Below are 11,167 nucleotides of genomic sequence, written 5' to 3'. Positions count from 1 at the left end.
AAATCAGCGGGAGAGGATCAACAGCCGGCCGCCATAGACGGCAACCTGCGCCCCTGTGGCCGCGGCAAGAGCCGCCACCACGGCCGGTGGGTCGTCGAGCCGGTAGCTGCCCGAGACATGGAGGCCGGCCAGATCGGCGCCGCGTACCCAGATCATGCCCGGCCAGTAGCGGTCGAGTTCGTCCAGCACCTCGCCCAGCGGTCGGTTGGCGAAAACCAGGCGGTTCTCGGTCCAAGCGAAAGCCTCCGGCGCGATGGCCATGGCATTCATGCCGCCACCCTGCCCCAGAACGGCCGCCTCCCCAGCCGTCAGCGTGGCCAATGAACGGCTGGCCCGCGCCACCGCCACGCGGCCATGATGTACGGCGACCGTGACGTCACGCGCAGCATCCAGGCTGTAGGCCGTGCCGAGCGCCTGGGCCGCCACATCGTCACGCTGCAGCCGGAAGGGCCTGGCCGCATCGGGCTGCACCTCGGCAAAGACGCGGCCGCGCAGCACCGTGACCTTGCGCTGCTGCGCACTGTAATCCACTGCGACTGCCGCACCGGCATCGAGCAGCAGTTGCGACCCGTCGGCCAGGGTCACGCGCTGCGGCAGCCCGGCTTTCGCCACATGGTCAGCGGCGAAATCGACATCCAGCCCGCTGATATGCGCAGCCCCCCACAGCCCTACCAGCACTGCAGCTGCCGCCGCCATGCGGCGCGCCAGCATGGGAACGCGGACCTTGGGTTTTTCCGCGCCCACCGCAAACAGCGCCGCCGTCAAATCGGCATCGGTCCACAGGGCTTCGACGCGGGCATAGGCCGCCGCATGGGCCGGATCGGCATCATGCCAGAGGAGAAACGCCGCGCGGATTTCTGCATCGGCGTCGCCGCGCAGGGTCGCGAACCAGTCGGCGGCCTGCTGCTCGGGATGGGCAGTCGGATCAAGGGACATATCGATAAGACGCGCGAGGCCGGTCAAAGCGGAAGTCCTATCCGTAGCCGCCATCGGCGGCGAGACAATGTTTCAGCGCCAGCGCCAGGTCCTTGGCGATGGTACGTTCGGTGACACCGAATTTCCGCGCGATCTGCGTCTGGGTCAGCCCATGGATCCGGTGCAACACAAGCACCTGGCGGGCGCGCTCAGGCAGGCAGGCCAGTGCAGCCTGGAAGCGGCGAACGCGATCGCGGTCCAGGACCTGCGTCTCCGGTGACGGCTCGGTTGCCGGCACGGCGGCGACCGCCGCATCGAGTCCGTCGCTGCCGGCGGGATGCACCCGTGTGCGCACCTTCTGCCGCCGCAGATGATCGAGCGCCAGGTTGCGCGCGGTCTGATAGAGGAAAGCCTGCGGATGCTGCACCTCGCCGGCCTCGGCAGCAGCAGCGGCCTTGATATAGGCATCCTGCGCCAGGTCCTCGGCCGCGTGACGGTCACCGACCAGACGCGACAGCCAGCGCACCAGCGGGCCCCGCTGGGCGGAGAACAGCGCCGCGAAGTGATGTCGTGCCGCGGCAGATGCGGTCTCGTCGGCCAAGCGGCTCCCCCGGTGAATGCGGGGAGCTTATTTTAGTTGAGAATTATTCGCAAGAGTGATGGGGGCTTCAGTCTTCGGCCACAATGTCCTGCGGCTTCGGGGCCGGCAGTTTCTGCGGCGGCGTGCGCGGACCGGGGATTTCGCGGCCGGCATTGATGTCGCTGAGGCCTTCGGCCACGCGCTGGTGGCACCAGGCGGCAAGGCCCTTGCGCGAGTTGAACTGGTCCATGGTGACGGCCGTGTGGAATTCCACCACCGCCTCGCTCGGACCGGCCTTGAGGAAGCGCCACAGATGCGGCACCAGATCCTCGTCGCCGACCCAGGCAAACAGCCGCATCCAGCGCCGGCCGACCGGCATGTGATTGAGCTTGGCATAGCCGAGGCTGACCGGCTGCACGGTCAGATGGCGGCCATGCACCGGTGCTTCCGCCATGGCGAAGAAGGCCGACTTGAAGGTGAGGATGCGCAGGCCGTCGGACGAGGTGCCTTCGGGGAACAGGATCAGGCTGTCGCCCTGCTGCAGGCGCTCGACCATTTCATCGCGATGCTCGGCGGTGCGCGACCGGCGCTCGCGTTCGACAAACACCGTGCGCTGCAGCCGCGCCAGCGTGCCGAAGAACGGCCACTCGTTCACCTCCTGCTTGGCGATGAAACTCACATCCGGCATCGCCGCCGACAGCACCACGATATCGAGCCAGGAGATATGATTGCACGCGAACAGCGTCGGCCGCGTGGCCGACGGCTGGCCGACGCGCCGCACCTTCACCCGCAGCAGCCAGGCCACCGAGCGGTGATAGAAATACGGCAAGCTGCGCATCAACGGACTGTTGAGACGGATCAGCAGAATCTGGACGGGGATCAGCAGCACCGTCCAGGCAAGAAAGACGGTGAGCGTCACGAGTGCGCGCATGGCCATGGCTGCGGAAGGGCTGGGACTCAGCCCTTCTTCTTGTCCTTGTCATCGAGCGGCACGCCAAAGAGCTCCAGCCGGTGATCGACCAGCTTGTAGCCCAGGCGCGCGGCGATCTTGTCCTGCAGCGCCTCGAGCTCGGGATCGTTGAACTCGATGATCTTGCCCGACCGCGTGTCGATCAGATGATCGTGGTGCGACTCCGGCATTTCTTCGTAGCGCGCACGCCCGTCGCCGAGATCGAGACGGCTGAGGATGCCGTTCTCCTCGAACATGCGCACGGTGCGATAGACCGTGGCGATCGAGATGCGCGGATCCACCGCCACCGAGCGGCGATGCAGCTCTTCCACATCGGGGTGATCGTGCGAGGAACTGAGGACCCGGGCGATCACACGCCGCTGGTCGGTCATCCGCATGCCAAGTTGTTCGCAAAGTTGTTCGAGGCGGCTGCTCATACGCCGAACGCCCTTTTTATTGGTGAATGATCCCTGCCCCAGCAGTTTAGCACGGCCGCGCCAGCGATGAAACGCGCGGCGCGACTCGACCGGGGGCCATATTTCCCGTGATGCGCCGTCTTAACGGCGATGGCGGCCCTTGCCAAGCCCGATCTTCTTGGCCAGCACCTGGCGATGCAGCGCATAATTGGGGGCCACCATCGGGTAATCGGCCGGCAGGCCCCAGCGTTCGCGATACTGCTCCGGCGTCATCTTGTAATGGCTCATCAGATGGCGTTTGAGCATCTTCAGCTTCTTGCCGTCTTCCAGGCAGATGATGAAATCCGGCGTCACCGATTTCTTCACCGGCACGGCGGGTTGCGAGCGCTCCGCAGTCGCAGCACCGGCCGGCGTCGGCGTTTGCGCTGTGGTGCCGTCGAGACCAGCCAGGGTGGCGTGGACCTGGCGGATCAGGGCCGGCAGTTCGGCGGTGTCGATGCGGTTCTGTGCGACATGCGCCGCGACGATCTGGGCGGTCAGCGTCAGCAACTGTAACCGCTCGGCGGACTGCGGCATTGGCTCAAACTCCATGAACAGATCAAGTAAAACGTCGTGCCAATGCTTAAACTAGGGAGCGATTCTGCCTAAATCCAGTGCGTTCTTGGCAAAAATCAAAGTGTCACAGCAATATTCCTGCAACTTGTACTTTAGTCCTGCCCCAGCAGCCGCTGCATGACGATGGCGTCGCGCGGGCCGGCCGCGGTCTGGTAATAGGCGGCGCGGCGGCCGACCTCGGCGAAGCCGGCCGCCAGATAAAGCCCGCGCGCGGGCTTGTTGTCGGAGGCGACCTCAAGGAAACAGCGTGCAACACCCTGCGCGCCAAGCCGGGCAAAGCCGGCCTGCAGCAGCCGGCGCGCCACATTCAGGCGCCGCAGCCGCGGCGTCACCGCGAGCGTTATGACCTCGGCTTCGTCAGCAGCCTGGCGCAGCAGCAGGAAACCCACCGGCTGCGTGCCATTCAGGGCGACCAGGCAGAGCGCGCCCGGCATATCGAGCAGGTTCCGCAGGCTGTCGGCAGTCCAGCCGCCCTCGGCGAAGGCTTCGGCATGCAGCGCGGCCAGCACGGCAGCCGCTTCGCCGCCGCAGGATTCGATGCCGACCGCCAGTTCGGCGCGCGGCTGCGGCGCTTTCGGCAGGGCCGCGTCCGGCGGACGGATATAGAGCGGCGCCGGTGACGCGTCGGGCCGCGGCATCGCGCGGGCCAGCCTGGCCACCAGCACCGGATCGGGATCGGGATCGGCATCCGATATCGTCAGGTCGGCGTGGCCGGCGGCGTCTTTGAGCAGCACCGCACCGCTGCCGACCAGCATGAACGCGCCGGGTGGAATCGCGGCAGCCGCGTCTTTGAGCGGCAGCAGCAGCGGTTCGGTGACCGTCGTGCCGTCTGCTGCGAAAACCTGCAGATAGACTTCGTCGCGGCGCGCATCGATCGCCGCAACCGTGCCCTGCCCGGGCCGGGCCGCCGCGGCAGCCAGTGCCTGCGTGGTGGTCACGCCCCAGACCGGTTTGCCGAGCGCGAGCCCGAGGCCGCGCGCGGTGGCCAGCGTCGTACGGATGCCCGTGAACGAGCCGGGCCCGATGGTGGCGGCAATGCCGTCCAGCTGGCCGAGTTCGATCCCGGCTTCCAGCCGTGCCTGCTCGATCAGCGCCAGCAGCCGTTCGGCATGACCCTTGCCGCCGGCCGAAACCACGCGCGCCAGAGCGCGATCCCCATCGGTGATGGCGACCGAGCAGGCGTTCAGCGCGGTATCGAGGGCCAGCAGCTTCACGGGTTCGCCGGCCGGTGATAGTAGGAAGGCGTGTTCATGGTGATGGAGTAGCAGTGATGCCCGCTTTGGTCGAGATCAAGCCGCCGGACTTTCCGGTCCTGATCGACCTGCGCTATGCCACGGCCGATAACCTGACCGGTGCGCCGATCTATGCCCGTGCCGGCTGTTACCTCAACCCGGAAGCCGCAGGGCTGCTGAAAAACGCCGTTCAGCTGGCCGCCCAGATGGGCCTGCGGCTGAAGGTGTTCGATGCCTTCCGTCCCACCGAAGCCGCCTGGGCTTTGTGGAACCACACGCCCGATCCGACTTTCCTGGCCGATCCGCGCAAGGGCTCGCCGCATTCGCGCGGCGCCGCCGTGGATGTGACGCTGGTGGATGTCGCCGGCGACGAACTCGACATGGGCACGGATTTCGATGCCTTCACGCCGCTGGCCTTCCATGGCGTGCTGGAGATCGGCGCGGCGCAGCAACGCAACCGCGCGCTGCTGTTGGGAATCATGACGGCGGCGGGCTGGGATTTCTATCGCAACGAATGGTGGCACTACCAGCTGTTCCAGCCGCGCCGCTATCCGCTCTTGTCGGATGCGGCGGCCGGCACGGAACTGATGGCGCCGTCCGGGGTGATGTGATCGGCGGTGATCGCCACGCGATCCACTTCGCCGGACAGCCATTGCGCCGTGGTCAGCGGCTCGGCTTTTTCAAACAGCACGTCGCCGATCATCTCGCCGACCAGCGGCCCGAACTTGAAGCCATGGCCTGACGTGCCGCAGAAGGCATAGGCACGCGGCCCCAGCGTGCGGAACTGGAAGCGTTCCTCGATCTCCACGTCGTAGAAGCAGGTCTTGGCCTGCACCACTTTGTAATCGTCCAGACTGGCGATGCGATGACGGGCGTTGTCGAGAATGGCGGTAATCTCTGCCGGCCTCGGTTCGCGGTCGGCGGAAGGATCGGCGGTCAGGCCGAAACGATGGTCGCCGATCTTCAGGCCGGTGCGCATGCCATCGCGGGTGATGCGCGGCGGCACAACGTAGAAGCCTTTCGTCTGGCCGATTTCGAGCAGCATCGGTGCGCTGTACCAGGCCGTGCCCAGATCGGCCGGCGGCTGCAGATACACCACCACCTGGCGCGACGGCCGCGACACTTCGGCCAGGCCGGGCAACAGTTTCGAGGTCCAGGGCCCGGCCGTCACCAGCACGCGGTCGGCCTGCAGCGCGCCATGCTCGCCGAGTGTGACCGTGCCGGCCTCTGCATCCACCGCGGTGACGGTTTTACCGGTGGCAATGCGCACGCCGCGGTCGCGCAGATGCGTGGTCAGCGCCGCCACGATGGCTTCGGCAAACAACACGCCGCCGGACGGACAATAGAAGGCATCCTGCAGGCCGGCCTCGTTCAGCATGGGATAGCGGCCGGCCACGGTTTCGGCATCGAAGGCGAGATGCTCGACCTCTTCCTCGGTCAGCACGGCGGCGCATTTCGCCGTCCAGTCATCGCCCTCGCCGCTCAGGATCAGCGTGCCGGTCTCGGCATAGAGCGTCATCTTCAGGTCGCGCCAGAGCCGGTCCCAGGCGTGGTAGGCATGGCGCACCATGCGGGTGTAGCCCACCTGCGCGCCATAGGGGTAGCGGATGAGGCGATGCTGGTCGACCGAGGAGCCGAGCGGATTGGGCAGCGTGCCCTGCTCGATCAGCGTGACATCGGCACCATTGCGGCGCAAAGCCCAGGCACTGCTGAGGCCCATGATGCCGCCGCCGACGATGATGACCTTCATGCCGTTTTCCGTCTTCATGACATCAGGCTCTCTACCACCAGTTCGGCCGCCGCCAGATCTTCCAGCGCGGTACCGACCGATTTGAACACGGTGACCTCGGTATCGTTGCTGCGGGCGAAGACATCGTTGCGGCACAAGGCAAACAGGTCGCCGCGCACATCCTCGGGACTCAGCAGGCCGTGCTTGATCGGCACGACGAGATCGCCGGCTTCTTTCAATGCGCCTTCGCGGGTATCGACCCAAACCTCGCCGCGCGACAGCGTGGCGTCGTCGGCCTCGCGCATCTGCGGCGTGAAGCCGCCGACCAGATCGACATGGGTGCCGGGCTTGAGCCAGTCGCCACGCACCAGCGGCTCGCGGCTTAAGGTCGCACAGGAAATCGTGTCGGCGACGCGCTGCGAGGCCTCCAGATCGTCGACCACGGCAATCGATGCATTCAGGTCGGTCAGTTTCGCCGCCAGCACTTCGGCGCTGCTGCGATTGCGATTCCAGATCTCGATGCGCTTGTAACGGCGCACCGCGCAATGGGCGCGGATCAGATGCGGCGCCAGCGATCCGGCGCCAATCATCAGAAGATGCTGTGCATCCTGACGTGCCAGATAACCAGCGGCCAGAGCAGACGCGCAGGCGGTGCGACGGAGCGTGAGCGCGACGCCATCGATCACCGCCTTGGGCGCGCCGGTGCGCGCATCGAACAGCAGATAGGCGCCGATCACCGACGGCAACCCCGCCTTCGGGTTGTCCGGGTAGACACTGACCGCCTTGATGCCGATATGCCGCCCGGGCTGCCAGGCCGGCATAATCAGCAGCGTACCGCCCGGGCCGCCCTGCGGATCGTCGATATGGAAATGGCTGCGCACCGGCACCTCGCCGCCGGCCTGAAAGGCGGCGCGCAGATGCGGAATCAGTTTTCCGTAGGGCAGAGCCGCATGGACGGCGGCGGCATCGATACTGCGCATGGGCGGAGCCGGGTCAGGCGAGCGGCGCCGGCGGCAACGGCGGCAATGCCGATGCGGCTGGCGTCTGGTCGGCCGGCTTCTGCGCCGCCAGCTTGATCTCGGCCTGGCGCTGGCGCGCGGCCTTCTGGCGCGCCGCCGACCATGCATTGAACCGGCCGAACACCGCGCCGAGGATCAGACCGACAAAGAAGACAAGGAAAACCAGCAGGTAGAGCGGCAGCTCGACCTCGAAGGGCAACGGATCGATGCTGACCGTCACCGGATTCTTGTTGGCGACCGCAAACACCACCAGGATCAGGAGAAGCAGGGCGCCCAGAAAAACGCGCAGAAAGCGCATGCGGACCCCCGCTGGAAAATTACTCGGTGTCGGACGACTTGCCCGAGAGATTGAGCTTCTGGCGCAGTTCCTTGCCCGTCTTGAAGAAGGGCACGAACTTTTCCTGCACGTCCACGGCTGTGCCGGTGCGCGGATTGCGACCCGTGCGCGCCGGACGGCGTTTCACAGAAAATGCACCGAAACCGCGCAATTCAACACGATCGCCGCGCGAGAGTGCGTTGGCGATCTCATCGAAGATCGTGCCGACGATGCGCTCGATATCGCGCTGCGTCAGATGCTGGTTACGTTCGGCCAGACGGTTGATGAGTTCGGACTTGATCATCGGTTTTCCCTGCGCAGCGGCTGCGGGCCCCCTCGTTCGTTACTCAGGGTGCCAAACCGAGGTCAGGCCGTCAAGCCTAAGTCTTTCCCCGAAAAGGCTTTTTCCAAGGAGGGCGATGGCCGTCCGGCTGCCCAGGCCGTCCAGCAGGCCGGCCGGCGGGTCCGGCGGCACGTCGCGGAGGGGCAAATCGGCGCTGATGCCGCGCTGTCCGGCGAGCCAGGCCCGGGCCTCGGCCAGGCCGCCCAGGCCGTCGATCAGGCCATTATCCAGCGCCGCGCGGCCGGAATAGACCCGGCCATCGGCCAGCTGGCGGACCTTCTCGACCGGCAGATTGCGGCGGTCGGCCACCAGGCCGACGAACCAGCTGTGGGTTTCATTGACCATGGCCTGGATCTGGGCCCGGCCGGCCGGGCTCATCGGCTTGGTCGGATTCGGCTCGGCCTTGAGCGCGCCCGAGGTGATGGTTTCGGCGCTGACGCCGACCTTTTCCATCAGTTTGGAGAATTCCGCAGTCTGGAACAGCACGCCGATCGAGCCGGTGAGCGAGGTTTCACGCGCCAGAACATGGTCGCCGGCGATGGCGATCATGTAGCCGGCGGAGGCGCCAAGCGTGCCGATCACCGCCACCACGGGCTTTTTCTCGGACACCTTGCGAATGGCCTGGAACAGCGCCTCGCCGCCATAGGTGCTGCCGCCGGGGCTGTTGATATGCAGGATGAGCGCACGGGCGCGGTCATCCGCCGCCACCTCCTGCAGCTTTTCCATCCACCAGTCGTTTTCGCTGATAACGCCGCTGATCTCCAGACGGGCCACATGCACCTGATGACCGCGGATCACATTGCCGGGGTCGAGGCGGTACAGGCCAATGACCGCGACGGCGAGCACCGCGATCACGGCGATGAAGCGCCACCAGGTCAGGCGGCGGTTGAGCTTGCGGCGTTCCAGCCAGGCATCGGTATCGGACATGAGGGTAAACTTAGGCAGCACTTCGGTTTTTGCCAAGGGAGCGAGGCAGACAAAACCGCCCCGCTGCGGTTACAGTTCCCGTATGCGCTCCCTTATCTTTGCCGGCCTGCTTCTGTTGGCCCTGCCCGCCCAGGGTCAGAGCCCGATCCAAGATGTGCCTGGCGGCGAGGCGCCGCGCTATACCGAGCGCAGCCTGTCGAAAACCCCGATGGACGCGGCGATCCGCAGCCGCTTCTGGGCGCCGGGCCTGAACGAGGGCTATGTGCCGCAGGGCCTGACCTTTGTGCGCGACACGATCTTTGTCGGCACCTATCGCAGCACCGAGCAGCAGACCAATCGCGGTCCGGCGAAAATCTTCGCTGTCGATCCTAAGAACGGCGCCGTGGTCGGCGGGTTCGACCTGCCCGACAGCATCGGCCATGCCGATGGCCTGGCCGCCACGCCCGATGGCGGCCTGCTGTTCCTCGCCGACAGCGGCCGCGCGCTCTATGCCTTCGATCTGCCGCGCTCGCTGCAGGCCGGCCGCGCCGTCATCGTCGGCAAGCCGCGCAAGCTGGAAAAAGATCCGGCGCTGGGCAGCAACTTCCTCAGCTTCGACGGGCGGCTGCTGTGGTTCGGCCGCTACAGCCGCGACGATACGGCCGCCCGGCTGGTCGCCGCCGATCCGGCCATGGTGTTCAACGGCAGCGACAAGCCCTTCCGCATGGCGGAAGCCGCGCGCAGTCTGGCCCTACCTTTCCATATCCAGGGCGCCACCTTCGATGCGCAGGGCAATCTCTGGCTCAGCGCCAGCAACGGCAGCATGGGACGGCTTTATAGCATCGACACGCAGAACGGCGCGGTGCTGGCGGAGTATCCGGCGATGGCCGGGCTGGAAGACCTGGCGCGCGGCGCCGATGGTCTGCTCTGGAGCATCTCTGAGGCCGGCTCGCAGCGCTGGAACAGCTGGAAGACATTTTTCCCGCTGCTGTTCAGTTTCGATCCGGCGGCGCTGAAGTAGCTACCAACGAAACAGATCGAAGCGCACCAGGCGATAGGGCAGCGGGTCGAGCCCGTGGCGGCGACGGACGGCATATTCCACCATCTGGATCGCCCACATGGCGATGAAGGCGCCGCCAAAACTGCCAACCACGGTGAGCAGCATGTTATCCGGCGGGATGCCACGCATGGCGCCGACCTTCAGGGCAATGGCCTGGCCCAGCCCGAAGCCGAGCACCAGCGAGATCACGTTGGTGGCGTATTTGGCGATGCGCCACTGGGTGGTGGCGTTGAGTTCGTACTGCACCGTCGACCAGCCGGCCAGCACCACCAGCACGATCAGACAGCCGCCGGTGATGGTGATGAAGGGATCGTCCATGATGTCCTCGCCTGACGCCTGTTTCTTGTTGCGCCGGACTATAGAGGGATCGTGCGGCGGATCAATCCGGCTTAAGGCGGATCGAGCAGGCCGCGGAAGGTGGCCTGCAGCACGCCTTTTTCCAGGGCCTCCACCGCAATCTGGCGCTGGCGCGAGGGCACCGGCTGATGACCCGCCACGGGATCGGCCGGCGACCAGCTCACGGCGCTGAGTACAAAGGCGACGCGGCTTTCGCCGGCTTCGGCCGCCATCGGCAGCAGCAGGCGACGCATGCGGCCATGGCCTTCCTCGGCCCAGGCCCGCACATTCTCGACAAAGAAGGGCTGCGCCTTGTCGAAAACGATGTCGTAGATGCCTTCCAGATACGGGCGGTAATCACCGGTCGGATACAGTTCGGTGCTGGTCTTGCCGGTGGCGTCGCGGCCAAAGCGCTGCACCAGCTCGGTGCCGACCAGGCGGAACCGGAATTCGGAACCCTGTCCGGTGCGCTCGGCCAGTGCCAGATGCGGCAACAGACGGCGCGGCATGTCGAGCGGATCGATGGCGCTGCGCGGCGGCAGTGGATGGGCGCCCCGCTTGGCCGACCAGTAGGCGGCCAGGTTCAGCAGGATGCGATCGTCGGCAAATGGCAGGGAGTGGCCGGCTGACACGGATACGGGAACTCTTAATTAAGCCGACCAGACGAATCGGAATGCGGTAACATGATCCGACAGTCATGCAATTCCCATTCGGATTCAATGGGTTGCAACCTGACCGCGTATGATTGAGG

General features: G+C 66.1%; 15 protein-coding genes. 2 read left to right on the top strand and 13 right to left on the bottom strand.

From position 1 onward, the window contains the following. Nucleotides 1–3: 3 nt before the first annotated feature. The 6 genes from AC1ROT_RS12105 to tsaB all read right to left on the bottom strand — a co-directional run bounded on the left by AC1ROT_RS12105 (nucleotide 4) and on the right by tsaB (nucleotide 4,689). Nucleotides 4–936 carry a FecR family protein gene (locus AC1ROT_RS12105; protein WP_492999253.1) on the bottom strand — a complete coding sequence of 311 codons (933 nt, stop codon included), beginning with the start codon at nucleotides 934–936 and terminating at the stop codon, nucleotides 4–6. Nucleotides 937–973: 37 nt separating this feature from the next. Next, nucleotides 974–1,516 carry an RNA polymerase sigma factor gene (locus tag AC1ROT_RS12100; protein WP_492973528.1) on the bottom strand — a complete coding sequence of 181 codons (543 nt, stop codon included), beginning with the start codon at nucleotides 1,514–1,516 and terminating at the stop codon, nucleotides 974–976. Between the two features lie 67 nt (nucleotides 1,517–1,583). Further along, on the bottom strand, nucleotides 1,584–2,426 hold the full coding sequence (locus tag AC1ROT_RS12095) for a lysophospholipid acyltransferase family protein (RefSeq protein ID WP_492999251.1): 843 nt from the start codon (nucleotides 2,424–2,426) through the stop codon (nucleotides 1,584–1,586). 26 nt (nucleotides 2,427–2,452) lie between these two features. Continuing rightward, the gene (locus AC1ROT_RS12090) at nucleotides 2,453–2,881 is read right to left on the bottom strand and encodes a Fur family transcriptional regulator (RefSeq protein ID WP_492973530.1); all 429 of its coding nucleotides are present in this window, start codon (nucleotides 2,879–2,881) and stop codon (nucleotides 2,453–2,455) included. Nucleotides 2,882–3,001: 120 nt separating this feature from the next. Next, nucleotides 3,002–3,436, bottom strand: coding sequence for a Ros/MucR family transcriptional regulator (locus AC1ROT_RS12085; RefSeq protein ID WP_492999249.1), 435 nt, complete (start codon nucleotides 3,434–3,436; stop codon nucleotides 3,002–3,004). A gap of 131 nt (nucleotides 3,437–3,567) precedes the next feature. Further along, a complete protein-coding gene (tsaB, locus tag AC1ROT_RS12080; RefSeq protein WP_492999247.1) occupies nucleotides 3,568–4,689 on the bottom strand; it encodes a tRNA (adenosine(37)-N6)-threonylcarbamoyltransferase complex dimerization subunit type 1 TsaB in 1,122 nt (373 codons plus the stop codon). Between the two features lie 56 nt (nucleotides 4,690–4,745). Here tsaB and ddpX point away from each other — a divergent pair, with 56 nt between their 5' ends. Then, entirely contained in the window at nucleotides 4,746–5,318 is a 573-nt protein-coding gene (ddpX, locus tag AC1ROT_RS12075; protein ID WP_492999246.1) for a D-alanyl-D-alanine dipeptidase, read from the top strand. On the opposite strand, the gene AC1ROT_RS12070 is transcribed toward ddpX, so the two are convergent. The 5 genes from AC1ROT_RS12070 to sppA are packed head-to-tail and all read right to left on the bottom strand — an operon-like array spanning nucleotide 5,255 to nucleotide 9,041. Continuing rightward, nucleotides 5,255–6,475, bottom strand: a complete 1,221-nt coding sequence (locus AC1ROT_RS12070) for an NAD(P)/FAD-dependent oxidoreductase (protein WP_492999245.1) — start codon at nucleotides 6,473–6,475, stop codon at nucleotides 5,255–5,257. The two genes, ddpX and AC1ROT_RS12070, sit on opposite strands and share 64 nt — an antisense overlap. Further along, nucleotides 6,472–7,416 (bottom strand): bifunctional Delta(1)-pyrroline-2-carboxylate/Delta(1)-piperideine-2-carboxylate reductase, encoded by a 945-nt coding sequence (gene lhpI, locus AC1ROT_RS12065; RefSeq protein WP_492973535.1) that lies wholly within the window; start codon nucleotides 7,414–7,416, stop codon nucleotides 6,472–6,474. Before lhpI ends, AC1ROT_RS12070 begins: the two co-directional genes overlap by 4 nt. A gap of 13 nt (nucleotides 7,417–7,429) precedes the next feature. Next, nucleotides 7,430–7,753 carry a LapA family protein gene (locus AC1ROT_RS12060; RefSeq protein WP_492973536.1) on the bottom strand — a complete coding sequence of 108 codons (324 nt, stop codon included), beginning with the start codon at nucleotides 7,751–7,753 and terminating at the stop codon, nucleotides 7,430–7,432. Nucleotides 7,754–7,772: 19 nt separating this feature from the next. Further along, the gene (gene ihfB, locus AC1ROT_RS12055; RefSeq protein ID WP_492973537.1) at nucleotides 7,773–8,075 is read right to left on the bottom strand and encodes an integration host factor subunit beta; all 303 of its coding nucleotides are present in this window, start codon (nucleotides 8,073–8,075) and stop codon (nucleotides 7,773–7,775) included. Between the two features lie 39 nt (nucleotides 8,076–8,114). Next, nucleotides 8,115–9,041: a signal peptide peptidase SppA gene (sppA, locus tag AC1ROT_RS12050; RefSeq protein ID WP_492973538.1), complete on the bottom strand. Its 927-nt coding sequence runs from the start codon at nucleotides 9,039–9,041 to the stop codon at nucleotides 8,115–8,117. Nucleotides 9,042–9,123: 82 nt separating this feature from the next. On the opposite strand from sppA, the gene AC1ROT_RS12045 reads away from it, so the two are divergent. Further along, complete coding sequence (locus AC1ROT_RS12045) at nucleotides 9,124–10,041, top strand: NHL repeat-containing protein (protein WP_492999242.1); 918 nt, start codon at nucleotides 9,124–9,126, stop codon at nucleotides 10,039–10,041. Here the strand turns inward: AC1ROT_RS12045 and AC1ROT_RS12040 are convergent, their stop codons facing one another. Both AC1ROT_RS12040 and AC1ROT_RS12035 read right to left on the bottom strand, forming a co-directional pair. Beyond that, on the bottom strand, nucleotides 10,042–10,398 hold the full coding sequence (locus AC1ROT_RS12040) for a hypothetical protein (RefSeq protein ID WP_492973540.1): 357 nt from the start codon (nucleotides 10,396–10,398) through the stop codon (nucleotides 10,042–10,044). Nucleotides 10,399–10,469: 71 nt separating this feature from the next. After that, complete coding sequence (locus AC1ROT_RS12035; protein WP_492973541.1) at nucleotides 10,470–11,048, bottom strand: PAS domain-containing protein; 579 nt, start codon at nucleotides 11,046–11,048, stop codon at nucleotides 10,470–10,472. Nucleotides 11,049–11,167 lie beyond the last annotated feature (119 nt).

The sequence above is a fragment of the Ferrovibrio sp. GW821-FHT12E11 genome, assembly GCF_058806975.1.
Note: the sequence above shows the minus strand (reverse complement) of the source record. Positions and strands in the feature narration are given on the sequence as shown.

Bases quoted from the DNA above. Each gene is read 5' to 3' on its own strand.
- AC1ROT_RS12105 (WP_492999253.1), bottom strand. From the start codon at position 936: ATGTCCCTTGATCCGACTGCCCATCCCGAGCAGCAGGCCGCCGACTGG.
- AC1ROT_RS12095 (WP_492999251.1), bottom strand. From the start codon at position 2,426: ATGCGCGCACTCGTGACGCTCACCGTCTTTCTTGCCTGGACGGTGCTG.
- AC1ROT_RS12090 (WP_492973530.1), bottom strand. From the start codon at position 2,881: ATGAGCAGCCGCCTCGAACAACTTTGCGAACAACTTGGCATGCGGATG.
- AC1ROT_RS12085 (WP_492999249.1), bottom strand. From the start codon at position 3,436: ATGCCGCAGTCCGCCGAGCGGTTACAGTTGCTGACGCTGACCGCCCAG.
- ddpX (WP_492999246.1), top strand. From the start codon at position 4,746: ATGCCCGCTTTGGTCGAGATCAAGCCGCCGGACTTTCCGGTCCTGATC.
- AC1ROT_RS12070 (WP_492999245.1), bottom strand. From the start codon at position 6,475: ATGAAGACGGAAAACGGCATGAAGGTCATCATCGTCGGCGGCGGCATC.
- lhpI (WP_492973535.1), bottom strand. From the start codon at position 7,416: ATGCGCAGTATCGATGCCGCCGCCGTCCATGCGGCTCTGCCCTACGGA.
- AC1ROT_RS12060 (WP_492973536.1), bottom strand. From the start codon at position 7,753: ATGCGCTTTCTGCGCGTTTTTCTGGGCGCCCTGCTTCTCCTGATCCTG.
- ihfB (WP_492973537.1), bottom strand. From the start codon at position 8,075: ATGATCAAGTCCGAACTCATCAACCGTCTGGCCGAACGTAACCAGCAT.
- sppA (WP_492973538.1), bottom strand. From the start codon at position 9,041: ATGTCCGATACCGATGCCTGGCTGGAACGCCGCAAGCTCAACCGCCGC.
- AC1ROT_RS12045 (WP_492999242.1), top strand. From the start codon at position 9,124: ATGCGCTCCCTTATCTTTGCCGGCCTGCTTCTGTTGGCCCTGCCCGCC.
- AC1ROT_RS12040 (WP_492973540.1), bottom strand. From the start codon at position 10,398: ATGGACGATCCCTTCATCACCATCACCGGCGGCTGTCTGATCGTGCTG.